Genomic DNA, 24,703 nt, shown 5'->3' with positions numbered 1-24,703 from the left:
TCTTGCATCACGGATGCTTACGCTTTCAGTTTACGCATAACCAGCGTGGCGTTAGTCCCGCCGAAACCGAAGCTGTTGGACATCACGGTGGTCAGTTCGCGCTCGGTCGCTTCCGTCACGATGTTCAGACCTGCAGCCTGCTCGTCCAGCTCTTCAATGTTGATGCTTGGCGCGATAAAACCGTGTTCCAGCATCAGCAGAGAGTAGATGGCTTCCTGTACGCCAGCAGCGCCCAGAGAGTGACCGGTCATCGCTTTGGTTGCGGACATAGCCGGAGAGTTATCGCCGAACACTTCGCGGATAGCGCCCAGTTCTTTCACATCGCCAACCGGCGTGGAAGTTCCGTGGGTGTTCAGGTAGTCGATTGGCGTGTCAACACCGTGCATCGCCATCTGCATGCAGCGCACTGCGCCTTCGCCAGACGGAGCAACCATGTCAGCGCCATCGGACGTTGCGCCGTAGCCAACGATTTCCGCATAGATGTGCGCGCCACGCGCCAGAGCATGTTCGAGTTCTTCAACAACAACCATACCGCCGCCGCCTGCGATAATGAAACCGTCACGGTTTGCATCATAAGTACGGGAAGCTTTGTCTGGAGAGTCGTTATATTTGGTAGACAGCGCGCCCATTGCGTCGAATTCACACGCCATTTCCCAGCACAGCTCTTCGCCGCCGCCCGCAAAGACGATGTCTTGCTTGCCCAGTTGAATCTGCTCTACCGCGTTACCGATACAGTGTGCAGACGTCGCACAAGCGGAGCTGATGGAGTAGTTCACACCGTGGATTTTAAACGGTGTTGCGAGGCACGCGGATACCGCAGAGGCCATCGCTTTAGTGACCACATACGGCCCCACCGCTTTCAGACCACGCGGGCTACGCATCGCATCGGCACCAAAAACCTGAGATTTAGACGAACCGCCAGAACCGGCAATCAGGCCCACACGCGGATTGTTCTGATAAACCTCATCTTTCAGACCGGCGTCTTCAATCGCCTGCTGCATGGAGAGATAGGAATAGATAGAGGCATCGTTCATGAAACGGACCACTTTACGGTCAATCAGACCGGTGGTGTCCAGTTTGACGTTACCCCACACGTGGCTGCGCATTCCTGAATCTTTGAACTCCTGAGAGAAAGTGATCCCTGAACGTCCTTCACGCAGAGATGCCAGGACTTCCTGCTGGTTATTACCGATGCTGGAAACGATGCCCAAGCCAGTAATCACTGCACGTTTCATTCAATACCTCTGTAAGTCGCACTATATTAAGTTTCGAATGGCACAATAGCGTACACTTGTACGCCGAACAAGTCCGATCAGCCAATTTATGCGGAAATTTGCGCCGCCAGGCACACATCGCTAAGATCGTGACACTGCCTGTGAGACGAGTAACTTACGTGAAACAATACGCTATACAACCTGCCAACCTTGAATTTAATGCTGAGGGTACACCTGTTTCCCGAGATTTTAATGATGTCTATTTTTCTAATGATAATGGACTGGAGGAGACACGTTACGTTTTTCTCGGTGGAAATCATCTTGCGGAACGCTTCCCCACTCATTCACGGCAATTATTTGTGGTGGCAGAAAGCGGCTTTGGTACCGGTCTCAATTTCCTGACACTCTGGCAGGCATTCGCCGCCTTTCGCGCTTCGCACCCGCAGGCCACGTTAGAACGACTTCATTTCATCAGCTACGAAAAATATCCCCTGAGTCACCCCGATTTGGTTCAGGCGCATCAGCATTGGCCTGAACTGGCGCCCTGGGCTGAGCAGTTGCAAGCTCAGTGGCCTCTGCCGCTGGTCGGATGCCATCGCCTGTTTCTGGACGAGGGGCGTGTGACCCTGGATTTATGGTTTGGCGATATCAATGAACTGACCGGACAACTGGATGAGACGCTGAACCAGAAAGTGGACGCCTGGTTCCTCGACGGTTTCGCACCGGCAAAAAATCCGGATATGTGGACGCAGAATCTGTTTAACGCCATGGCGCGACTGGCGCGTCCAGGCGGTACGCTGGCGACCTTTACCTCCGCAGGTTTTGTACGTCGGGGTTTACAGGATGCCGGTTTTACCATGCAAAAATGCAAAGGGTTTGGGCGTAAGCGCGAAATGCTTTGCGGTGTGATGGAGCACACTCTGGCACAACCGTCTGCTGCGCCCTGGTTTCTGCGCCGTGGAACCGCAAAACGTGAAGCGGCAATTATCGGCGGCGGCATCGCCAGCGCATTATTGTCACTGGCGCTGTTACGCCGCGGCTGGCAAGTCACACTGTATTGCGCCGATAAGCAACCCGCGCAGGGGGCTTCAGGTAATCGTCAGGGCGCGCTTTATCCATTGCTCAGCAAACACGACGCGGCCATAAACCACTTCTTTCCTGCTGCGTTCACCTTTGCCCGCCGCTTGTATGACGCCCTGCCCGTTGAGTTTGCACACGACTGGTGCGGCGTCACACAGTTAGGCTGGGATGAAAAGAGTGAGCAGAAAATCGAACAAATGCTGTCGCAGCTATTGCCCAATGCGTTCGCAAAGGCCGTTGACGCGACGCAGATCGAGCAAACCATCGGCCTGTCGGTAAACTGCGGGGGGATCACCTGGCCGCAAGGCGGCTGGCTGTGTCCGGCTGAGTTAACCGCCGCGGTACTGGCCCTGGCCGAAAAACAGGGATTACGTACCCGTTATCAGCATTCACTGACGACCCTTTCAGCGCAGGAAGACGGCTGGCAGTTGACGTTCGCAGACGCAACGCAAGCTGAACATCAGGTTGTCGTCCTGGCAAACGGTCATCAGATTCATCGTTTTGAGCAGACTCAGCCGTTGCCAGTTTACTCTGTGGGTGGTCAAGTGAGCCATATTCCCACCACCTCTGCGCTGTCTGCCCTACGACAGGTGTTGTGCTATGACGGCTATCTCACCCCGCAAAACCCGGCCAATCAGCATCACTGTATCGGCGCCAGCTATCATCGTGGCAGTGAAGAAACAGACTATCGCGAGGACGACCAGCAACAGAATCGGCAGCGCCTGATTGACTGTTTTCCGAATGCCGGGTGGGCAAAAGAGGTCGATGTGAGTGGAAAAGAGGCGCGTTGCGGCGTGCGTTGCGCCACCCGCGACCACCTGCCCATGGTGGGCAATGTGCCGGACTATGACGCGACGCTCACCCAATATGCAAACCTGGCTGAACACAAAGCTGACGCGGAAAGTGCGCCGGTCTACAGGGATCTGTTTATGCTGGGCGCGCTGGGATCGCGTGGGCTGTGCTCTGCCCCACTGTGTGCGGAGATCCTTGCCGCGCAAATGAGTGAGGAACCTATCCCGATGGATGCGAACACGCTGGCGGCATTAAACCCGAATCGTTTATGGGTACGGAAGTTATTGAAGGGGAAAGCGGTACAGTAACCGGGCAAGGCCGGATAGTGGTGCAGACACCTTATCCGGCCTACGGGATGTGGGCTCATTGGCCGGATAAAACGCCAGGCGTCGCTATCCGGCACATTCCGCCACTATTTTGCTGCGACCTTCTGGAACAGAGTGTCCCACATCTCCTTCACTAAGGCCTGGTCGCGCGGTGAGAGTTCACCTGCGCCAATCGCCTTTTCCAGACTCAGGGTGACATTGGCGTATACCGCTTCGGCGGAATGGTCATCACCCCCTTCCAGGTCAGCCACGGCTAGCGTCAGGTGGCCACGCAAATACCCACTGGCAAAAAGCTCATCATCACTTGCATGCTCTACCATGTCGTCGATTAATGCCAGAATGCGTGATTCAAACTCCGCGATCATCTTCTTTCCTCATTGTAAACGTGGCGCTGGCTTCAGTTGAGTGCTTCTGGCCACGGGAACTGTTCCACCTTAAGATCAGGCGTGTGATAATAATTCTGTAGCGCTTTAATGAATTGCGCTGGACGCTCAGGAAGACCTTTTTCCAGATATTCCATCACCTGAGCATGTACCCGACGCTGAAATACCACGCGATCGGGTTCAAAGTCGCCTTCCAGATTGTCGCAACTGACGTTGAACGGATAACCCGCCGCCACGCAAAATAACCAGTCAAATGCCTGTGGTTTCACTTCCACATCTTCAAACTGGCTCTGAGTCTGCGCATCCCGACCGTCCGGGCAGTACCAGTAACCAAAATCGACCAGTTCCCGACGCGCTTTACCCGCAATGCACCAGTGTGAAATTTCATGCAGGGCGCTGGCGTAAAAGCCGTGGGCAAAGACGATACGGTGATAGGGGATCTCAGCATCTGCAGGAAGATAGATCGGTTCGTCATCGCCTTTAATCAGACGGGTATTAAACCCATCGGCAAAACAGCCATTAAAAATATCAATTAACTGTTCGTAGTGATGTGTACTGTTCATTAGCTCATCCCCAACCAGTGGAGGATCTCCTGTCCATGGCTATCATAAAGTAGTTTGGTGCTCATCACCGCCGAAACGATAACGATCATGGGGCGAATTAAGGTTTGTCCTTTGCTCAATACCAGTCGGGAGCCCATACGCGCACCAAGGAACTGGCCAATCAGCATCACAAAGCCGGTCGCCCAAATCACTTTTCCGCCAATGATAAACAATAACAGACCGCCCACGTTTGAGGTGGCGTTAAGTAATTTGGCGTGAGCCGTTGATTTGGCGAGGTTATATCCGCACAGGGTAACAAAAGCCAGTGCGTAAAACGATCCTGCCGCGGGTCCAAAAAAACCATCGTAGAAACCGACGCATCCTCCGGCGATCAGCGCAAAAGGCAGACCGTAAAGACGACGCTGTCTGTCTTCTTCTCCCAGTTTCGGCATCAACAAAAAATAAAGACCGATACAGATAACCAAAACGGGCAAGATCTGACGCAGCACATCCGATTGCACATGCTGCACCAGCAGCGCGCCGCTCATTGAACCAATGAAAGTCATCGCAATGTTGAGTTTTTGCTCCGCCAGATTGATAACTTTGCGGCGAACAAAATAGACAGTGGCCGAGATGGACCCGCCGCAGGCTTGCAGTTTGTTAGTTGCCAGCGCGTTCGCCGGCGACATTCCCGCCGCCATCAGCGCGGGGATCGTCAGCAGCCCCCCGCCTCCGGCGATTGAATCAATAAAGCCTGCCAGCACCGCGATAAAAAACAGCACCACCAACACCAGCGGAGACACCATAAACAGGTCTAAAAAATTGTCCATTAGAGTACATGCTCATCCAGTAGCGCCTGGCAGGAAGGCGGCAACGGTGGCGGTGTCTTCTTCTCAGGCTTGGTTGTTCCAGGTTTCGGCGGCTCAAACCAGCTCTGAAGCTCCGCGCCACATCCATCACCCGGTGGCGGCAATGGTTGATCTTCGCACTCAAGGCTGTCGGCTGGACAGCGTAGTCTGACATGCATATGCGCACGATGCTGGAACCAGGGGCGAACCTTACGCAACCAGTCGCGATCGGTTCCGGCATCCAGGCAAAGTTGTTGTTTAATCGCAGGATTGACAAAAATTCGCGTGACGTCGTTATCTTCCGCCGCCAGTTTAATCAGATGGGAAATTTCGGGTTTCCACAATGACGGCACAACGTGTTTACCATCAGCAGCCACCAGATCCAGCGCCTGAGGTCGTAACAGTTGAGACTGCGTCCAGCGCGTTTTCGGCAACTGGAGGAAAATATCAACGTCCAGACCGGTCTGATGGCTGGCATGACCACCATTGAAACGACCGCCAGCAGGCATCCCCATATCGCCAATCAGCACCGTCCCCAACCCCAGTTGGTTCACCTGCGTACTCAGACGCTGGATAAACATCACCAGATCAGGATGGCCGAAATAGCGGCGCTGATCGGTGCGCATCACCTGGTAGGATTCAGACTGTACGGGAAGCGTGTCGGCGCCCACGATACAACCATTCGAAAATCCGCCAATAGATTGCGCGCTTCCCGAGACGGGATGGGTTATTTTTTGCCAGGGCGTCGCCGCCAGGCTGGCACTACTGACCAACAGGGCCAGCAGTGCAAGTACCGTTTTTTTCATCTGTTACCAGCGTGGTATATCAGTCTTTACATCCGCATTTTGCGCCCGCTGACGCAGCAGGTGATCCATCAAAACGATCGCCAGCATCGCTTCAGCGATCGGGACGGCGCGGATCCCAACACAAGGATCGTGACGCCCTTTGGTTATCATTTCAACTTCATCGCCAAAACGGTTGATCGTGCGCCCTGGCACGGTAATGCTGGAGGTCGGTTTCAGCGCCATGTGTGCCACTATTTGTTGCCCACTGCTGATCCCTCCCAGAATGCCGCCCGCATGGTTGCTCTGGAAACCCGCTTTGGTGATTTCGTCCCGGTTCTGGCTGCCACGCAGCGCGACCACGTCGAAACCGTCACCGATTTCCACCCCTTTTACCGCATTGATGCTCATCAGCGCGTGGGCGATGTCGGCATCCAGGCGGTCAAACACCGGCTCACCGAGACCCGGCGGTACGCCGTTCGCCACCACCGTCACTTTTGCGCCAATGGAATCGCCCTCTTTTTTCAGTGCGCGCATCAGTTCGTCCAACGCGTCGATTTTGTCCGGATCGGGACAAAAGAACGGGTTAAGCTCGACCTGCGACCAGTCTTTGATCGCCAGCGGAATATCGCCCATCTGGGTCAGACAGCCCTGAATAACGATTCCGAATTTCTCGGCCAGATATTTTTTGGCAATCGCTCCGGCCGCGACGCGCATGGCCGTTTCACGGGCAGACGAACGCCCGCCGCCACGGTAGTCACGCAAACCGTATTTCTGCTCATAGGTATAGTCGGCATGACCCGGACGAAAAACGTCTTTAATGGCGCTATAGTCCTGCGAACGTTGATCGGTGTTTTCAATCAGTAAACCGATGCTGGTGCCGGTGGTGACGCCTTCAAACACACCCGACAGAATTTTCACCTGATCCGGCTCACGACGCTGAGTAGTGTAACGTGAGGTGCCCGGACGACGTCTGTCGAGATCGTGCTGTAAATCAGCCTCTGTCAGCGGGATGCCAGGCGGAACGCCATCGACGATACACCCGAGCGCCAGCCCGTGCGATTCGCCGAAAGTGGTTACGCGAAAGAGTTGTCCAAGTGTATTTCCTGCCATCACGGCTCCGTTATCGTTGTTGTGTGTTTGCGCGTTTGATTAATCTTTGTAGATGCTGAAATGTTCACGAGCCGCAATCAGCTGCGCTTTCGTCAGCATGAAGACGCCGTCGCCGCCATTGTCGAATTCCAGCCAGGTAAACGGCACATCCGGGTATTGTTCTATCAGATGTACCATGCTGTTTCCGACTTCACAAATCAGAATACCGTCGTCAGACAAGTAATCCGGCGCATTGCCCAGGATACGGCGGGTAAGCTTTAACCCATCGGATCCCGATGCCAGACCCAGTTCAGGTTCGTGACGATATTCACTCGGCAGATCGGACATATCTTCAGCATCGACATACGGCGGATTCGTGACGATCAGATCGTACTGAACCTTCGGCAAGTCACGGAACACATCAGAACGGATAGGCGTCACGTGATTGAGCAAGCCATGTTCTTCAATGTTGTGTTCGGTCACCGCTAACGCATCGGTAGAAATATCAACGGCATCGACTTCCGCTTCCGGGAAGGCATAGGCGCAGGCAATCGCAATGCAGCCGCTGCCGGTACACATATCCAGAATATGCTTCGGCTGACCATGGATTAGCCCGTCAAAATGATTGTTGATCAGTTCGCCAATCGGCGAGCGTGGTACCAGCACGCGTTCATCCACATAGAATTCGTGGCCGCAGAACCAGGCTTTGTTCGTCAGGTAGGCCACCGGAATGCGCTCATTAACGCGACGGATCACGCGTTCAACAATGCGGTGACGTTCACTCGGCGTCAGACGCGCGCTACGCATGTCTTCAGGAATATCCAGCGGCAAATACAGTGTCGGCAATACCAGTTGAACCGCTTCATCCCAGGGATTATCCGTACCGTGGCCGTACCATACATTTGCCGCGCTAAAACGGCTGACCGCCCAACGCAACATGTCCTGAATGGTATGCAGTTCACTCACTGCTTCATCGACGAAAATTTTATCCACGTATTCCTCCAGGGCATGCTCGCATTAAATTCGGCGGCTAGTTTGCCACGAAGACGGGGATAAATCAGCATTCACGCAGAGCATGAACACGAAAATTGCGTTTTGGCGGATCGGATATCCCCGGAGTCGGGTAAACTAGCGCAAAACAGAAGATGAGACGCGCGAATGAAAAAGAAAAATCCGCTCAGCGAGGAGGACCAGACGTTGTTCCGGCAGTTGATGACCGGCACTCGTCAGATTAAGCAGGACACGATTGTTCACCGCCCGCAGCGTAAAAAAATCACCGAGGTTCCGGTTAAGCGACTCCTTTCGGAGCAGGCAGACGCCAGCCACTATTTCTCTGACGAATTTCAGCCTCTGTTGAATACGGATGGCCCGGTAAAATTCCTTCGTCCCGACGTCAGCCATTTTGAACTGAAGAAGATGCGCCGTGGCGACTATTCCCCGGAGCTATTTCTCGACCTGCATGGTTTGACCCAGCAACAGGCCAAACAAGAGTTAGGCGCATTGATTGCCGCCTGCCGCCGGGAACATGTGTTTTGCGCCTGCGTGATGCACGGACATGGCAAGCACATCCTTAAACAGCAGACTCCTCTATGGCTGGCGCAACACCCGCATGTGATGGCTTTTCATCAGGCGCCGAAAGAGTATGGTGGCGACGCGGCGCTGCTGGTGTTGATAGAAGTAGAAGAGTGGCTACCCCCCGAGCTTCCCTGAAACACCAAAACAGAAAGAGCCGCAGAAGCGGCTCTTTTATCGTGTGTTTTCCAGAGGGCGGTTTCGCCTTATCCGGCATTTTACCGTTAAATGGCTTTCGCCATTTTCAGATTACATGGACTCATCTGCCAGTTGAAACAGCCTGTACCACTCTCATCAAGCGTTACGCTCGCGATTGCAGACGTGGTAAACATCGGCGGTGTTTCACCCGGACAAAGTTCAGACACGAGATATCCCACCAAAGGTAAGTGAGAAATCACCAGCGCAGTGGCGACACCTTCATTGGCCAGAGCCTGTAGATAGGCGCTGACCAGACCCACATCGCCACAGGGAGTCAACTCCGGCAAAATATCGACGCCCTTCGGCAGATTCAGACACTCCCCAACGACATCCAGCGTTTGTTCGGCTCGCAGGAACGGGCTCACCAGAACACGTTCGATATCCACTTTTTGACCTTTCAGCCAGTTCGCCATTAGGCGGGACTCGTCACAACCACAAGAGGTTAAGGGACGAACCGAATCACTGGCGGCATCGAGGGCCGCGTCGCCGTGACGCATGATAAAAACTTGCATATTGCACCGCTTTTGTTAACCAGAATCACCCACATTCGTACTCAATACCTTAATGGTAGTGGTAAAAATGCGGTGGCCGGCATTGTGCCTTATCCGCTCGCCGAATGAAACGCTGTTTTTTACCGTAATGGCGTAAGTATAGTCAATTTCTGTTTACAAATTGAGCATGATACATTCATTCGGTGCGGATTCATCCTACCTTTGACCTTATACTTACAGGTCCGTTCCCCCGTTCTTCCAGAAGTGATCACCACGCTGCGCCATTTGCAATAGCGGCTCACACGGCGTAAACCGGTCACCATATTGCGCGCTCAGCCGTTGCAGCGTTGCAACCACTTCTCCCGCCCCCAGGGAGTCCATATAACGGAACGGGCCGCCAAGAAATGGCGGAAAACCAATACCGAAAACAGCGCCGATATCACCATCCCGGGCGCTCCGGATAACCTGCTCATCGAAACAACGTGCGGCTTCATTGAGCATTAACATCACGCAACGTTCAGCAATCTGCTGCGCGGAAAACCTGTTCTGCCCTTGCACGCCAATAAGCGTATAAATTGCAGGGTCGACGCGTTTTTTGCTTTTACGCCCTTTTGCACCATAAAGATAGAAACCCCTGCCATTTTTTCTACCTTTGCGATCATCATTCAAAATTGAAGCAACAACATTTGCAGGCGCGCTAAAACGTTCTCCGTAAGCCGCCTCCAGTACAGGTATAATTTTAGTGCCTGTATCGATTCCAACCTCATCCAAAAGTTGGATTGGCCCTACCGGAAAACCAAACTTTACGAGCGCGGCGTCGATATGTTCGACGCGTTCCCCTTCCGTCAGCAACCGGATGGCCTCGTTGATATAGGGAGCAAGAATGCGGTTAACGTAGAACCCCGCTTTATCGCTCACGACAATGGGCGTTTTACCCTGTTTTTTCGCCAGCTTAACGGTTGTGGCAATTGTCTTCTCAGACGTGGCTGAATGCGGGATTATCTCAACCAGCGGCATTTTTTCTACCGGACTGAAGAAGTGCATGCCGATGACCTGTTCCGGTCTGAGGGCTTTTGCTGCAATATCCCCAATCGGTAAAGATGAGGTGTTAGAGGCAAAAATCGTGTGAGGTGCGCAATTCTGCTCAACTTCCTCCACCATCCGTTGTTTTAACGACAGATCTTCAAACACAGCCTCAATAACCAGATCCCGGTGAGAGAAACCGCGATAATCGGTAGAGCCCGAAATTAACGCCAACTGTTTGTCACGTTCGCTTGCCTTGATATGGCGGCGGCGCACTTTCGTTTCAAGTTGATCCCAGGTGTACTTCAGCGCGTGATTGATTCCTTTCGTATTAATGTCTTTGATGCGAACTGGCACGCCGCCTTTACAGGCCGTAACATAAGCAATACCGCCGCCCATTAATCCACCGCCAAGAATCCCTACGCTTTCGAGCGCGCCGGGTTGCGCGTCACTGCCGGGGTCTTTTTTCACCTCTGTGCTGGCAAAGAAGATATTACGCAGAGCTTTTGACTCCGACGTCATCGCCAGCTCGCCAAACGCACGGGCTTCCGCGTCATAACCGCTGCTGCTCCCCTGCGCCAGCCCGGTTTCTAACACGTCAAGAATACGGTCGGTGGCCGGATAGTTACCCTGCGTTTTCTGCTCCGTCTGTTTCCTGACCATACGAAATAACAGCGCGCGTCCCAGTGGGCCTGCCAGAATGCGTTCACGAACCGGCAATTCACGATGAGCAGACCTGTCCTGTTTGGCTAACTCAACAGCGGCTTCCAGCAAAATGGAATGGGGAACAACCTCATCCACCAGCCCCGCCTTCAGCGCCTGTTTGGCACGCAGTTGTTTACCGGTGAGGATCATATCCAGCGCCATACTTACCCCGACCAGGCGCGGCAACCGCTGTGTGCCGCCTGAGCCTGGCAACAACCCAAGCTGTACTTCCGGCAGGCCCAGTACTGTTTTTGCATCATCGGTACAAATGCGATGGTGGCAGGCCAGCGCCATCTCAAGGCCTCCGCCCAGACACGCCCCATGAATGGCGGCAATAACCGGGATTGGCAACGCGTTAATCTCGGACATTATCTGCTGGCCCTGACGTGCGAGGGTTTCAGCCTCCTGAGCGCTGCGGCAATGACCAATCATATTGATATCGGCGCCAGCAATAAAATTATCTGGCTTTGCGGAGATAAACACCACACCGCGCAATGCTTTGTTTTCACGGATTTGTTTCAGAATGGCGCGAACCTGCGTCGCAAATTCTGCTTTTAAGGTGTTCATCTTTTCGCCGGGAACGTCCATAGAAACGACGGCGACATTATCCAGACGCACGTTAAGCGTAAAAGCCGATGTCATTTCCATTATTCCGCCTCCAGAACCATTGCCGCACCCAGACCACCCGCCGCGCAGGCGGTAACTAAACCGAAGCCCCCACCCCGGCGCCGTAATTCGTGTAATGTCTGGGTGATCATGCGTGCGCCTGTGGCGGCAAACGGGTGACCATATGCAATCGACCCGCCCAGCACGTTGAATTTGCTGTCATCCACCTCACCGGTGGCATGCGCCCTACCCAAAACGTCACGGGCAAAGCGTTCGCTGCCAAGCAGTTGAATATTGGCCAGCGTCTGGGCGGCAAACGCTTCATGCATATCAATGAGCGTTAAATCGGCCATCGTTAATCCAGCACGCTCCAGCGCCAGCGGTGTAGACCATGCGGGCCCCAATAACATGTCCTGCCACACATCGATGGCGGTAAAGGCGTAGCTGCGCAGATACCCCAGCGGCACCAGCCCCAGTTCCCGGGCGCGAGATTCCGTCATTAGAATAACGGCAGCCGCTCCGTCCGTCAGCGGCGTACTGTTAGCCGCCGTCACAGTGCCGTGCTTTTTGTCGAACGCAGGACGCAGTTTGGCGTAATCAGCCAGCGTAGAGTTACCGCGAATATTATTGTCTTCGGAGAAAGGATCGTTAAAGGGCGGCGCCCAGGTCGTCATGACTTCATCCGCTAACTTACCTTCGGCCCACGCCTGAGCGGCACGCTGGTGCGAACGATGCGCCAGCGCATCCTGCTGTTCGCGGGTAATACCATACGTTTTCGCCATTTGTTCGGCGGTATCCCCCATCCGCAACCCCGTCGAATATTCGGCCACGGCAGGAGGAACCGGCATCAGGTCGCGTAGACGCAGGCGGGAAAAGAGTTTGAGTCGCTGACCGGTCGTTCTGGCTTTATTGACGTCCACCAGCACGCGCGCCAGCTTTTTGCTCACACCAATGGGCAACACGGAGGAAGAATCGGCCCCACCGGCGATACCCGCACGGATAGTGCCCGTTATCAGGCTTTCGGCCACATTCGCCACTGCCTGAAAACTGGTCGCACAGGCACGGCTCACGCTGTAGGCGTCCGTATGAACGTTCATCCCGGTACCCAGCACAATTTCGCGCGCGATGTTTGGTGCTTCAGGCATTTGTACCACCTGGCCGAAAACCAGTTGTTCAATCACCTCAGGGGGTATTTCACTGCGCGCCAGCAGTTCTCCTACCACCATTTTCCCCAAATCAACGGCGGGAATGCCATGAAATGCAGTGGCCTGCCGGGCAAACGGTGTACGTAAACCGCTGACAATGGCAATACGATCGCCCTGACGGGTGACCAGTGGTAAAGCCTGACTCATAACACTCCCCTGTAAAAAATATTTTAAGTGGTCTGACCTGATCACAGTCTTAACCAATTTTTTACATTTAGCCAAGGGGAGACATAAGAAAGTGCGAGCTATGGCACAGTGAATAGTTACATAGCGTTACGAAAACACCCCTGCCAGTATTTGACAAGGGTGTTTGAGGAAGGGGATTAACGCAAGCCGAGCTGGAAGATCAGCGTTTCAGCTTCACAGGCGAAGACAAAATCGATATCCAGACGCACACCTTCGGACTCTTCAGTAAAAGTGGAGGTGATTTGGCAAGGTTCGGATTCCACGCTACGCGCTTTCTCCGTCAACGCAGCCAGCGTTTCTTCAGCCTGCGCGCGGTTCGCGAACACACGGCTGTACGACGCGGTGCAGTCGGAGTTGTCCATAATGGTCCCAACGTCCATACAGCAGCAAACCGGGGTTTCATCAGCACTGCATTTACTCATTGTAGATTTCCTCTGTATTCGCACCCTAGGTGCCAGATAAACGCTGGGGATATTTTACGCTCCCGCCATTCACCTCTCCAGTCGTTAATGATGTGAAATAGGATAAGTGAGCGAAATCACACTTAAAAATGATCTAAAACAAAAATCACCTAAACGGGTGAGTGCGCTTACCCCCAATTTTGCCAGCTGGATCGCGTTTCTAAGATCACAATTGAAAAATTTTATAAACATACTTGCAACATTCCATCTGGTCAGACCTATACTCACGCCACTGGTCTGATTTCTCTGTCGTACCTCAGACCCTACACTTCGCGCTCCTGTTACGGCATGTAACATTGTTTGAATAAAAATAAATCAATGAGGTTATGGTCATGAGCCAGAAAACCCTGTTTACAAAGTCTGCTCTCGCAGTCGCAGTGGCAATCATCTCCACACAGGCCTGGTCTGCAGGCTTTCAGTTAAACGAATTTTCTTCCTCTGGCCTTGGCCGGGCCTATTCGGGCGAAGGTGCTATCGCAGACGACGCAGGTAACGTCAGTCGTAACCCGGCGTTAATCACCATGTTCGATCGTCCGACGTTCTCAGCCGGTGCGGTGTACATCGATCCTGATGTTAATATTAGCGGACGTTCACCGTCAGGTCGTAGTCTGGACGCAGATAACATCGCGCCAACCGCCTGGGTACCGAACGTACACTTCGTTGCGCCAATCAACGATCAGTTTGGTGTCGGGGCTTCTATTACCTCTAACTACGGTCTGGCTACCGAGTTTAACGATAATTACACCGCGGGTTCTGTGGGGGGGACGACCGACCTCGAAACCATGAACATGAACGTCAGCGGCGCGTATCGCTTAAATGAAAGCTGGAGCTTTGGTCTTGGTCTGAATGCCGTCTATGCCCGCGCGAAAATTGATCGCTACGCCGGTGACTTAGGTCAACTGGTTGCCGGTCAGATTATGCAGTCTCCTGCCGGGCAGACTCCGCAGGGACAACAATTGGCGGCGACAGCAAACAGTATCCCAGCCGACACCAATATTGCTCACCTGAACGGTAATCAGTGGGGCTTTGGCTGGAACGCCGGTATTCTTTATGAAGTCGACAAAAACAACCGCTACGCATTAACTTACCGCTCTGAAGTAAAAATCGACTTCAAAGGTAACTACAGCAGCGATCTGAATCGCGGGCTCAACAGTTTTGGTCTTCCTATCCCGACCGCCACCGGCGGTTCAACGCAGTCAGGCTATTTAACGCTGAACCTGCCTGAAATGTGGGAAATCTCTGGTTATAACCGCGTTGCGCCGCAATGGGCTGTTCACTATAGCCTGGCGTACACCAGCTGGAGTCAGTTCCAGGAGCTGAAAGCAACATCGACCAGTGGAAAAACGTTGTTCCAGAAAGATGAAGGCTTTAAAGATGCTTACCGTATCGCGTTGGGTACCACCTATTATTACGATGATAACTGGACGTTCCGCACCGGTATCGCGTTTGATGATAGCCCCGTCCCGGCCGATCAGCGTTCCATCTCTATTCCGGATCAGGACCGTTTCTGGCTGAGCGCAGGTACGACTTACGCCTTCAATAAAGATGCGTCTATAGATGTCGGCGTCTCTTATATGCACGGTCAAAGCGTTACGATCAACGAAGGCCCATACCAGTTCGAATCTGAAGGTAAGGCCTGGCTGTTCGGCACCAACTTTAACTACGCGTTCTAAGTCTGTCCCGCACATAAAAAAAGGTGAGCTTTCAGGCTCACCTTTTTTATTGGCCTCAGGCCATCACTCGGAATCGATATCTTTGAGCTCGTCCTGAATCGCCTGCGCGTTCGGGTTTTCCTGAGGTTTAAGCTTCCCGCCATTGGCGATGAAATCATGACGCTGGAAGTACGCTTCACGCACCATAATATAGGGGTCGGAAGACTGGCGCAGCAGGCCATCAGAATCGAGAAGCTGTGCGCGGCTCTCTATCCCTTCGACCGTCCATTTACCGATAGACATCGGCCAGGTCAGCCATGACAGCACCGGATAGAGCGTATCCGCCATATCACCACCGTCGTCACGAAGCGTGAAGCTGCCATAGAACGGAAGCTGCATATACGGCCCGTAACCCACATCATAGTGCCCTAACGTACTGCCGAAACGGTGAGGTTCAGCACGCTGCAGTTTCGGATTCGCCATTCCCGCAACATCTATAAAGCCGCCCATCCCCAACAGGGTATTCAGGAAGAATCGGGTGAAATGCACCATCCCCTGATAAGGATCGCCTTGCAGGAAGTAGTTCACCATTACCGCGGGTTCTTCGAGGTTGCCGGTGAAGTTGCTCAGACCATTTCGTGCAGGTTGAGGAACATAGTCACGCCAGGCGACAGCGACCGGTCGAACGACATACGGATCCAACACATTAAAGTTGAAGTTGTACATGGTGCGGTTGAACCCTTCAAACGGGTCGGAACGCCCCTGCTGTTCTGTACCGGAACTCGCACACCCCACCAGCAGTGTGGTTCCCAGCGCAAGCGCCGACAGGCGAAGCTTCATAAATGTCTCCCTGTTGATTATGGCTATCGCTGATTGCCATCCATGACGGTACGAAAACGTATCCGCCTGTTTAGGTGTGAGCGATTGTAACAGCACGTCAAACGATGTCTATATACCCTATCTTGTTGATCTGATCATAGCCTGGTAACGCAACGCTCGTAATGCTTCTATTTTAACTGATGACAAAAAACCAAACGTTACCATTTTTGCGATTTCAGAGTTTACCCCTCTTCTGCGAACAAAAAATCGCTACGCTTTAGCTATACGTGCTCATAACAAGGCGACACAATGGATAAGCTCAGCAGCGATAAAATCGATCGGCACAGCGATGGACTTGAAGTAGAAAGCGAAGAGAAGCAGCGCGGCAAGAAAATTGAGCTCGACGAAGACCGTCTCCCCTCGCGGGCAATGGCCATACATGAGCACATCCGTCAGGACGGTGAGAAAGAACTGGAGCGAGACGCGATGGCGCTGCTGTGGTCGGCAATTGCTGCGGGGCTTTCCATGGGAGCCTCTTTGCTGGCAAAAGGGATTTTTCATGTTCAGCTAGACGATGTCCCCGGCCGTTTTTTACTCGAGAACCTTGGTTATACCTTTGGCTTTATCATTGTCATCATGGCGCGCCAACAACTGTTCACAGAGAATACCGTAACGGCTGTACTTCCCATCATGCACAAGCCAACGCCAGGCAATATCGGCTTGCTGATGCGACTCTGGGGAATTGTGCTGCTGGGCAATATTCTCGGCACCGGTATTGCAGCCTGGGCCTTTGAATATATGCCAATATTTGATGAAGAAACGCGGGACGCGTTTGTCAGTATCGGAATGGAGGTGATGAAAAACAGTCCGTCAGAAATGTTTGCCAACGCGATCATTTCAGGATGGCTGATTGCCACCATGGTGTGGATGTTTCCGGCCGCCGGAGCCGCAAAAATCGTGGTGATCATCCTGATGACCTGGCTCATCGCGCTGGGTGATACCACGCATATTGTCGTCGGGTCGGTTGAAATTCTCTATCTGGTCTTTAACGGCACGCTACACTGGAGCGACTTTTTTTGGCCCTTCGCTCTCCCCACACTCGCCGGAAACATCTGCGGCGGTACCTTTATCTTTGCGCTGATGAGTCACGCGCAAATTCGCAACGATATGAGCACCAAACGTAAAGAAGAGGCCAGACAACGCGCCGAAGATGATGAGCGACAGCAAAAAAACCAGAAAAAACAGTCCTGAATGGCGACGGTTTGAGCAGTCAGGCGCCCTTATACTTACCGCGCTGCGTAAAAAACGCTATACTCGTGCCGCTTCGTCCCCTTAGTTAAATGGATATAACGAGCCCCTCCTAAGGGCTAGTTGCAGGTTCGATTCCTGCAGGGGACACTTTGAAGACCTTTCACTACATTTCACTTCATCACATAACCCCCAGAAAAACCAGTAACTTACCACTAAATCAGCCTAATTTTCATTTCAGTTAATTTCATGACATTACATCCTCGTGATGGTATAAGTGATGGTACTCCCCGGTTCGATATGCAGATACCATCAATTTACTTAAACGAGTGCAGGTATGGCCATTAATGTGCTTTCCCCCAAACAGATCGAAAACGCCAAGCCTAAGACCAATGATTACAAACTTACCGATGGAGGGAGCTTGTATCTACTGGTACGAAAGACTGGTGGGAAATACTGGCGCATGAATTATCGTTTTGATGGAAAACAAGCGACATTGGCATTAGGGGTTTACCCGGATGTCCCACTTGCAACAGCGCGGAAACGGCGTGATGAAGCCAGACAACTACTAGCCGATGGTCGTGATCCTCGCGAAGCTAAGAAACCAAAAAAGGAAGATCCAACTTCCCCCACGTTCGAGAGTATTGCCAGAGAGTGGCATAGTGGAACAATGGGGCATCCTGAGTGGAAAGAGATCACCCGTAACAAAATTCTCCGAGAAATGGAAAACCACCTCTTTCCTGCCATCGGTTCAAAGCCTATCGATACGCTCAAAACCCGTGACTTGCTGCCAATGCTGGTTGAGATGACTGAGCAAGGCATTGGTGCCACAACGAGCCGGGTAAAAACCACGATGGCGAGCATCTTCCGTTATGCCGTGCAACGTGGAATTGTCGATTACAACCCTGCCCACGACCTGAAAGGCGCAATTACGAATCCCAAAGTACGCCATCGCCCTGCACTACCTCTCGAACGTTTACCTGAACTGTTAGCGAAGACGAGAAATTACACGGGAAGACCATTGACTCGTCTGGCAGTTCTCTTTTCCCTGCACACTTTTGTGCGATCCAGTGAACTACGACATGCCAGATGGGAGGAGATCGACATTGAAAATGGGCTATGGACGATACCAGGGCAACGCGAAGAGATCGCAGGGGTTAAATTCTCAGACCGGGGCGCAAAGATGGGAACTGCTCATTACGTCCCGCTATCTAGTCAAGCTATCGAGGTGCTGGAGGATATAAGGAAAATCAGTGGTGAATATCTGCTGGTTTTCCCCGGTGACAGTAACCCATATAAACCGATGAGCGAAAACACAGTTAATAAAGCACTGCGAACGATGGGTTACGACACTCAAACTGATGTTTGCCTGCATGGGTTCAGGGCAATGGCCTGTTCCGCACTGACCGAATCAGGACGTTGGTCACGCGATGCTGTTGAACGGCAAATGAGCCACCAAGAAAGAAACGAAGTGCGGGCAGCCTATATTCATCTAGCTCAACACATGCAAGAACGCCGCCGAATGATGCAGTGGTGGTCAAATTACATTTGCAGTAATTTTGAAACCTTTGTCGCCCCATACGAAATTGGTGATGAAGCAATGAATTTACCCAAGGTGATAAGATAATGAGTCGGCACACAGAAAAAAACATCTGGAAACGAAATGGGCTAGCACCTTTAGATTACTGTTCAATTCCACGGGCAGCAAAAATACTCGAATGCGAAGAAAGTGATATTTATCATTGGTGTTACACTGGAAAAATAAACCTTTGCTTAAACTTCACTAACATTTATTATTTTTACATTCCATTTTTAAAGTCCGATGGTGGGATATTAGAACAGATAGAGTCTTTGAACAATGAATTACTTCCTTCTGGAGATGACATCCCATATGCATTTTCAGATAAGTTTAATTCAGGGAATTTTTACATCCCTGAAAAATTTCATCTAGTAGAAACAGAAGAGCATTATTTAGTCCAGACAAATCTAAATGGAATCTGGCCGGTAGAAGGAAAGGTATTATCAGCAATAGGCACTGGTTTTTTGGATTATAATGAACTTTCATTACTTAGCGAAGAAAATCCAGAGTTCAAATCAAAAGGTGAGCGGTTCCAACTTATATCTCCTATAATGATGAACAATCAATTTCAAGGTAAATTAAAAAATCATATGGAAGGGGACATTAAATATCTTCAATATCTTTGTGAACATGCGCCTGACCTCAACCATAAAAACCATCAACTTCAAATAACCGGGTATTACATTGATTATATAAACAAACATGCATTATCTGGCTCTCATATGCCAATAATCCATAAAGATAAAGATGCCAGAACGTTGACTTCATATCAATCAACAGACATGCCAAAAATAAAGACAACCGCTAAGCAATCAACATACATTGCCTCCTTAATGAACGCATTGGGAGTAACGGAGGAAATGATGAGATTTTCATCAATTACTCAGATTAAAGATCTTCTAAGTAAGAAAGCTGGTTGTGAAATGGAACTACCTGAAATTACTGATGATACTTTGGATGACTGGCTTAAAAGGGCTGGTAAAAGATAGATAATTTCTAATAATTCGGAAGAGTTTTCGAAAACTCCGCGCAACCGCACACACCCAAAAGTAACCTGCAATCGCTCGTTTCATAACGTTAACTAGGATTGCAGGTGATTCACATGGCAGCTAAAAACTATCCCGCCTCAGGCAACGCAAGAGCTAAACATACCGCTGACTTTCTCAAAATTAGCCCAGTTACCCTCTGGCGCTGGACAAAGACTAAACCAGGTTTTCCACAATCAACTCGTTTAACCGAAAGAGTGACTATCTACGATGCCTATGAAATTAGGCAGTGGGTTAAAGCACAATCAGTGGAAGTCCGGTGAAAGCGATGAACATTGTAAAAAAGCAGGGAAAATCAGTGCATTCCCCAGCTAACAATCAACTCTTCGACTCTAAACCACGGCTTAGCAGCTCTTTGCGTATGATTCGTTTGATCCAAGCAGCAAGTGATTCATCACCATCCTGCTCTTGGGCCAGTTCCATTAGTGCTCGAAGCTCAGGGTCAAGTCTGAACTGGAATGGTGGGTTACCACGTCTTTCGCCCTTGTGTGTTGACACGTCAATTACACCTATTGTAATGTGTTTATGTGTGATGACACATTACACACAAGAAAACAAAATAGCAACGCCCCGGAGTGTTTGCGGCACTGCCGAGGCGTCTGACCAAAGCGTTATATGAGGTAACGAAAATGGCTAAACAGAAGTGTACCTGGTTATTTGCTGCGATCAACCGCAGTCAACGCAATGCCCGTCCTGTGATGTTAAGGATCACCGCAGATGACGAGCGCTCAGCGCGGCGCAGACTGGCCCCGGACTACGTGCTGAGCTTTGCCGGTCGCATTCCCTGCGGAGGTGAACATGCGTAATTATCCGCAACCCGGCGAACGCTGGCAGCATGAACGTGGCTGGACCGTCACAATCATCCGATTAATTGAAACCTCACCCTCCGTGGCGCTGGTTAATCCTGAATTCAGCAGTGAAGTGCTGATACGTCATGACAGCGACAACCAGCTTTCTTCCTGCCCTCTGGCATGGTTTGAACAGCGGTATACGCGCCTGTTTGATGCGCCGCTCTTTAAACCTTCGCCAGCTCCGACGGGCGGTAGTGGCTCTCTGACACTGCATCCGTCTGTGGTATTTACCCGCTGGCGGGAGCGCAGCATACGGCGTTCTGCTGAACCTGACGACAGTCACTATTCAAAGTTTCTCTGACAAAACACCGCTGAAAACGGAGTAATCCACGATGAATATTTCAAACGGGCACAACGGTGCTCAGGGCCGCGCTTTGCCTGAAAAACATGATTCCGGTGCTTATGTGTATGGGTTGTCAGAGGATGATTTCGGGAAGCTGACCCGTGCCAGAGAAGCCTGCGACATGCTTCACCTTCTCTTTACTGAGTATCCCTCACAAGGCGGCTCGCTTGACTCAGGTTGTGCGCCGGGTGTCGCCGCACTGATGGAGTACCTGCGGGCAGATTTGACCGACATTGCGTGCAGCTGCGCACTGATTGAAGGAGGCGTTGAATGAACCAGCCGCAGGTTTCTATTTTCCCGGCAGAAATGACCACCGCGCTATACCGGCGGGCTATTGCCTCTGCATGGCGGCAGAAAGCGCTGACCGAAACCGGCAGCGATCAGTATGGTCCGCACAGCCTGACGGTTGAACGTATAGAAATGGCCATTGCCCTGCATATCGAATGTGCGCTGATTAACGAGTACGGTGAAGCACAGGGAGCCGCTGTTGCACTGGCACTGCTAACTGACATGCTGGAGCCGTCTCTGCTGACCGCACCGCCGGTACTGACCGTGCGCGGCAGCGAAGTGATGGCGGAGCTGTACCGCGCACTTCCGGCGGCCTTTGATGACTTCTGCAGCACGGGTGTGGCGCCGTATCAGGGGGAAGTATGACAACACAGACGGTTACGCAGATTTCAGCCGCAGCGCGGGGGAAATGGCCCGTTATTCTGCAGATGCTGCGTATTGATATACCTGAAAACGGCAGGCACGGTCCCTGCCCGAAATGTGGGGGCAAGGATCGTTTTCGCCTCGATGACCTTGAAGGGCGCGGGACGTGGATTTGCAGCCAGTGCGGCAATGGTGACGGTCTGGATCTGGTTAAGCTCATGACCGGTTACGGCGTCAGAAAGGCAGCGCAGGAGGTGGCGCAGGTGCTTAATGTGCCGGATGTGCAGGAACTGCCCGTTAAGCCTGCCAGGCAAAAAGCCCCTAAACGCGACATGAGCCTTACCGTGGCGGCGCTGATGAAAGAGAGCCACACGGGAGAAAGCCCCTATCTCACCGGAAAAGGGTTTGCCGGATACCCGGCCTCCCTGACCGGGAGCGTGCAGCATATCAGCGGTAAGGATTTTCCTGTCGGTTCCCTGCTGTTACCGCTCACGACCAATGCCGGAGCCGTGACCGGTGCGCAGCTTATCGCCACGACGGGTGAAAAAAGCATATTGCCGGGCAGCACGATGAAAGGCGCGTTTGTGGCGCTCAGCCCGTTACCGTCTGAACCGCCGGTACAGGTGGTTATTACCGAAGGTTACGCCACGGCGCTGACGGTAAGCCAGCTCACCGCCGGATGCGTTGTGGCTGCCATATCTGCGGGCAACATGCCCAACGTGGCGCAGTCGCTGCGGGCACGCTGGCCTGAGGTAAAAATCATCATCGCCGGTGATAACGATTTTCAGGACGGGGGAGAAAACCCCGGCAGATCCTTTGCTGAACGGGCGGCAAAAGCCGTCGGCGGCTGGATGACGCTGCCACCGGGAGAGATTAAGGCTGACTGGAATGACTTCCATCGGGAGCACGGTATAACCCGTGCCCGTGAAGCCTTCCGTAACGGTCTGGTGCTGTGCGGGGAGGGCCGCACGCATCTGCCGCATGGATTCCGTCTTACCCAGGAATATCTCTGGTATGAAAAACAGGTACAGCGCAACGGTGAGACGGAGATCCAGAACGTCAAAATATGCAACCCGCTGCGCGTGACGGCAATCACCTGCGATGCCGATGGCGGCAACTTCGGGCGTCTGCTGGAGTGGGAAGATACGTGGGGAGAGCGCCGCCGCTGGGCGATGCCGATGGAAATGCTGAGCGGCAGCGGTGAGGAACTGCGCCGGGTACTGCTGGTTAACGGGCTGTCCTATATCAGCACCACCGGTGAGGCCCGCGCCCGCCTGATGGAATATATCTCACTGTGTAAACCGGAACGTCGCGTGACCTGCGTCAGCCGCACCGGCTGGCATGGTCAGGTTTACGTCCTGCAGGATGAGGTCAGCGGTGAAGGTGCAGAAGGTGTCATTCTCCAGACCACTTCCGTGCAGGGGCGCGATTTCCGTGTGTCGGGTACAACGGATGAATGGCGGGAGCATGTTTCCCGCTACTGTACTGGCAACTCCCGCGTGGCGTTTGCCGTCAGCCTGGCCTTTGCTGCACCACTGTTGCGGCTGGTCGGTATGGACGGTGGCGGCTACCACCTCAAGGGGGAATCGACAGACGGTAAGACCACTACCATGAAAGCGGCAACATCCGTCTGTGGTGGGCCAGATTACTGGCAGACGTGGCGTGCAACCGGTAATGCGCTGGAGGGATGCGCCAGCCGCCGCAACGATGCCGCCATGATGCTCGACGAGATCCGTGAGGTGGACGGACGCGAGGCGGGCAACATCGCCTACATGCTGGCAAACGGTCAGGGCAAGGGCCGTGCCGGTACGGACGGTGAGCTGCGCACCCGTAAGCAGTGGCGGCTGCTGTTCTTTTCAACCGGCGAGCTGTCACTGACCGAACATGCGGCAAAAGCCGGGGAGCGTACCTTTGCCGGGATGGAAGTCAGGATGATCCAGATCCCCAGCGATTCCGGGAAGTTTGGCGTATTCGAGGAGTTGCACGGTTTCGACAGCGGCAAGGCACTGGCGGAACATCTGGAATGGGCCACCTCCAGCTACTACGGTTCGCCGTTCCGTGAGTGGCTGAAAGCCCTGACCGCTGATCTTAACGGGCTGACAGCACAGGCAAAGTCAATGATGAAGGAGTATACCGCCGCCCTGACCCCGAAAGATGCGGGCAATCAGGTGGGCCGGGCCGTCAACCGCTTTGCACTGGTGGCGATGGCGGGCGAGCTGGCAACACGCCTCGGCATCACCGGCTGGCCTGAGGGTGAAGCACTGCGGGCAACCCGCGTCTGCCTGAGCGCCTGGCTGAAAGATCGCGGTCACACCGCCAATCAGGAAGATATTGCCGCGCTGGAGCAGGTACGTAGTTTCTTTACCGCGAATCAGTACAGCCGCTTTGCTGACTGGCACGACGAGCGCAACCGTCCCGGCAATATGGTGGGCTGGCGCAGGGTGGAGAAAGGCAATACCGCGCAGGGCACGGAAGCTGTCACCACGTTCTACGTCATGCCGTCCGGCTGGAAAGAAATCTGCAGGGGATTTGACCCGCGCAAGGTGGCGCGTCTGTGCGCGGATCGTGGATACCTGTTGCCTTCTGCCGACGGAAAGCTCCAGACGACCATTCGCCCGCCAGAGATGAATCCCCGCAGGCTCTATGTCTTCAACAGCGAGGTTCCGGGTTAAGGCTTTGCGTGAGTCTTATTTATTAAGGGTAACAAGTGAAACAGGTGGAACAACCGCATTTTACAAGGGCTAAACCTGTTACATCTTCTGAAAAGGCGAGGTGGAACAGGTGGAACGTCAGCCCGATCCACTGTTCCACCGTGTTACCTACAGTGTTGCATCCGTTGTCATGGGAGAGATCCCTTACAGAACAATGCAGTAACACCTGTTTCATCTGTTACATCCTGTGAGAGAGATAAAGCAGGCTGAAACAGAACACATTTTTATCTGGCTGGCTGTCATAGCCGCGTCTGAAAAGCTGCAGAGACCCGTTGTGCCAGCCACCACACACTGACC

25 protein-coding genes and 1 tRNA gene are annotated in these 24,703 nt (G+C 52.8%); 13 read left to right on the top strand and 13 right to left on the bottom strand.

From position 1 onward, the window contains the following. Positions 1-17 precede the first annotated feature (17 nt). Complete coding sequence (gene fabB / locus ACO7SM_RS06725) at positions 18-1,235, bottom strand: beta-ketoacyl-ACP synthase I (RefSeq protein ID WP_490470195.1); 1,218 nt, start codon at positions 1,233-1,235, stop codon at positions 18-20. Between the two features lie 158 nt (positions 1,236-1,393). On the opposite strand from fabB, the gene mnmC reads away from it, so the two are divergent. Next, entirely contained in the window at positions 1,394-3,394 is a 2,001-nt protein-coding gene (gene mnmC / locus ACO7SM_RS06720) for a bifunctional tRNA (5-methylaminomethyl-2-thiouridine)(34)-methyltransferase MnmC2/FAD-dependent 5-carboxymethylaminomethyl-2-thiouridine(34) oxidoreductase MnmC1 (RefSeq protein WP_490470194.1), read from the top strand. Between the two features lie 104 nt (positions 3,395-3,498). Here the strand turns inward: mnmC and ACO7SM_RS06715 are convergent, their stop codons facing one another. Genes ACO7SM_RS06715 through prmB form a run of 6 tightly spaced genes read right to left on the bottom strand, consistent with a single transcriptional unit; the run spans position 3,499 to position 8,052 of the window. Next, entirely contained in the window at positions 3,499-3,777 is a 279-nt protein-coding gene (locus tag ACO7SM_RS06715; RefSeq protein ID WP_490470193.1) for a YfcL family protein, read from the bottom strand. A 32-nt stretch (positions 3,778-3,809) separates the two neighbouring features. Further along, the gene (locus ACO7SM_RS06710) at positions 3,810-4,358 is read right to left on the bottom strand and encodes an elongation factor P hydroxylase (protein WP_490470192.1); all 549 of its coding nucleotides are present in this window, start codon (positions 4,356-4,358) and stop codon (positions 3,810-3,812) included. After that, a complete protein-coding gene (locus ACO7SM_RS06705) occupies positions 4,358-5,167 on the bottom strand; it encodes a sulfite exporter TauE/SafE family protein (RefSeq protein ID WP_490470191.1) in 810 nt (269 codons plus the stop codon). Before ACO7SM_RS06705 ends, ACO7SM_RS06710 begins: the two co-directional genes overlap by 1 nt. Further along, positions 5,167-5,991: a penicillin-insensitive murein endopeptidase gene (gene mepA, locus ACO7SM_RS06700; protein ID WP_490470190.1), complete on the bottom strand. Its 825-nt coding sequence runs from the start codon at positions 5,989-5,991 to the stop codon at positions 5,167-5,169. The genes ACO7SM_RS06705 and mepA overlap by 1 nt, the downstream gene beginning before the upstream one ends. A 3-nt stretch (positions 5,992-5,994) precedes the next feature. Continuing rightward, positions 5,995-7,080 (bottom strand): chorismate synthase, encoded by a 1,086-nt coding sequence (gene aroC, locus ACO7SM_RS06695; RefSeq protein WP_490470189.1) that lies wholly within the window; start codon positions 7,078-7,080, stop codon positions 5,995-5,997. A 39-nt stretch (positions 7,081-7,119) separates the two neighbouring features. Continuing rightward, positions 7,120-8,052, bottom strand: a complete 933-nt coding sequence (gene prmB, locus ACO7SM_RS06690; protein WP_192612935.1) for a 50S ribosomal protein L3 N(5)-glutamine methyltransferase — start codon at positions 8,050-8,052, stop codon at positions 7,120-7,122. Positions 8,053-8,217: 165 nt separating this feature from the next. Here prmB and smrB point away from each other — a divergent pair, with 165 nt between their 5' ends. Next, positions 8,218-8,769, top strand: coding sequence for an endonuclease SmrB (smrB, locus tag ACO7SM_RS06685; RefSeq protein ID WP_490470188.1), 552 nt, complete (start codon positions 8,218-8,220; stop codon positions 8,767-8,769). A gap of 86 nt (positions 8,770-8,855) precedes the next feature. Here smrB and sixA read toward each other — a convergent pair whose 3' ends face one another. The 4 genes from sixA to ACO7SM_RS06665 form a co-directional block, all read right to left on the bottom strand. Further along, a complete protein-coding gene (gene sixA / locus ACO7SM_RS06680) occupies positions 8,856-9,341 on the bottom strand; it encodes a phosphohistidine phosphatase SixA (protein WP_192612937.1) in 486 nt (161 codons plus the stop codon). 213 nt (positions 9,342-9,554) lie between these two features. Further along, on the bottom strand, positions 9,555-11,696 hold the full coding sequence (gene fadJ / locus ACO7SM_RS06675) for a fatty acid oxidation complex subunit alpha FadJ (protein WP_490470187.1): 2,142 nt from the start codon (positions 11,694-11,696) through the stop codon (positions 9,555-9,557). Beyond that, positions 11,696-13,006, bottom strand: a complete 1,311-nt coding sequence (fadI, locus tag ACO7SM_RS06670; RefSeq protein ID WP_490470186.1) for an acetyl-CoA C-acyltransferase FadI — start codon at positions 13,004-13,006, stop codon at positions 11,696-11,698. The genes fadJ and fadI overlap by 1 nt, the downstream gene beginning before the upstream one ends. Positions 13,007-13,182: 176 nt before the next feature. Continuing rightward, positions 13,183-13,467 (bottom strand): YfcZ/YiiS family protein, encoded by a 285-nt coding sequence (locus ACO7SM_RS06665; protein WP_162383127.1) that lies wholly within the window; start codon positions 13,465-13,467, stop codon positions 13,183-13,185. A 371-nt stretch (positions 13,468-13,838) separates the two neighbouring features. On the opposite strand from ACO7SM_RS06665, the gene fadL reads away from it, so the two are divergent. Further along, positions 13,839-15,179 (top strand): long-chain fatty acid transporter FadL, encoded by a 1,341-nt coding sequence (gene fadL, locus ACO7SM_RS06660; RefSeq protein WP_490470185.1) that lies wholly within the window; start codon positions 13,839-13,841, stop codon positions 15,177-15,179. 63 nt (positions 15,180-15,242) lie between these two features. On the opposite strand, the gene mlaA is transcribed toward fadL, so the two are convergent. After that, entirely contained in the window at positions 15,243-15,998 is a 756-nt protein-coding gene (gene mlaA, locus ACO7SM_RS06655; RefSeq protein WP_490470184.1) for a phospholipid-binding lipoprotein MlaA, read from the bottom strand. A 288-nt stretch (positions 15,999-16,286) separates the two neighbouring features. Between mlaA and ACO7SM_RS06650 the strand changes: the two genes are divergently transcribed. The 5 genes from ACO7SM_RS06650 to ACO7SM_RS06630 all read left to right on the top strand — a co-directional run bounded on the left by ACO7SM_RS06650 (position 16,287) and on the right by ACO7SM_RS06630 (position 20,113). Beyond that, on the top strand, positions 16,287-17,228 hold the full coding sequence (locus ACO7SM_RS06650) for a formate/nitrite transporter family protein (RefSeq protein ID WP_490470183.1): 942 nt from the start codon (positions 16,287-16,289) through the stop codon (positions 17,226-17,228). Positions 17,229-17,303: 75 nt separating this feature from the next. Further along, a tRNA-Arg gene (locus tag ACO7SM_RS06645) sits at positions 17,304-17,375 on the top strand. A 187-nt stretch (positions 17,376-17,562) separates the two neighbouring features. Further along, positions 17,563-18,852 carry a tyrosine-type recombinase/integrase gene (locus tag ACO7SM_RS06640; protein WP_490470182.1) on the top strand — a complete coding sequence of 430 codons (1,290 nt, stop codon included), beginning with the start codon at positions 17,563-17,565 and terminating at the stop codon, positions 18,850-18,852. Next, positions 18,852-19,793, top strand: coding sequence for a hypothetical protein (locus ACO7SM_RS06635; RefSeq protein WP_490470181.1), 942 nt, complete (start codon positions 18,852-18,854; stop codon positions 19,791-19,793). Before ACO7SM_RS06640 ends, ACO7SM_RS06635 begins: the two co-directional genes overlap by 1 nt. Positions 19,794-19,906: 113 nt before the next feature. After that, on the top strand, positions 19,907-20,113 hold the full coding sequence (locus tag ACO7SM_RS06630) for a helix-turn-helix transcriptional regulator (RefSeq protein WP_490470180.1): 207 nt from the start codon (positions 19,907-19,909) through the stop codon (positions 20,111-20,113). A gap of 55 nt (positions 20,114-20,168) precedes the next feature. Here the strand turns inward: ACO7SM_RS06630 and ACO7SM_RS06625 are convergent, their stop codons facing one another. After that, positions 20,169-20,348: a hypothetical protein gene (locus tag ACO7SM_RS06625; RefSeq protein WP_228728005.1), complete on the bottom strand. Its 180-nt coding sequence runs from the start codon at positions 20,346-20,348 to the stop codon at positions 20,169-20,171. 131 nt (positions 20,349-20,479) lie between these two features. On the opposite strand from ACO7SM_RS06625, the gene ACO7SM_RS06620 reads away from it, so the two are divergent. The 5 genes from ACO7SM_RS06620 to ACO7SM_RS06600 are packed head-to-tail and all read left to right on the top strand — an operon-like array spanning position 20,480 to position 24,367. Further along, positions 20,480-20,656, top strand: a complete 177-nt coding sequence (locus ACO7SM_RS06620) for a host cell division inhibitor Icd-like protein (RefSeq protein ID WP_490470179.1) — start codon at positions 20,480-20,482, stop codon at positions 20,654-20,656. Further along, positions 20,649-21,002, top strand: a complete 354-nt coding sequence (locus ACO7SM_RS06615) for a hypothetical protein (protein WP_490470178.1) — start codon at positions 20,649-20,651, stop codon at positions 21,000-21,002. The genes ACO7SM_RS06620 and ACO7SM_RS06615 overlap by 8 nt, the downstream gene beginning before the upstream one ends. 31 nt (positions 21,003-21,033) lie before the next feature. Beyond that, a complete protein-coding gene (locus tag ACO7SM_RS06610) occupies positions 21,034-21,318 on the top strand; it encodes a hypothetical protein (protein ID WP_490470177.1) in 285 nt (94 codons plus the stop codon). Beyond that, entirely contained in the window at positions 21,315-21,698 is a 384-nt protein-coding gene (locus ACO7SM_RS06605) for a DUF5375 family protein (protein WP_490470176.1), read from the top strand. Before ACO7SM_RS06610 ends, ACO7SM_RS06605 begins: the two co-directional genes overlap by 4 nt. After that, a complete protein-coding gene (locus tag ACO7SM_RS06600; RefSeq protein ID WP_490470175.1) occupies positions 21,695-24,367 on the top strand; it encodes a DUF927 domain-containing protein in 2,673 nt (890 codons plus the stop codon). Before ACO7SM_RS06605 ends, ACO7SM_RS06600 begins: the two co-directional genes overlap by 4 nt. Positions 24,368-24,703: the final 336 nt, after the last annotated feature.

The organism is Citrobacter sp. LJND-P06, assembly GCF_058188415.1.
This window is presented reverse-complemented; position numbering and strand designations above follow the sequence as displayed.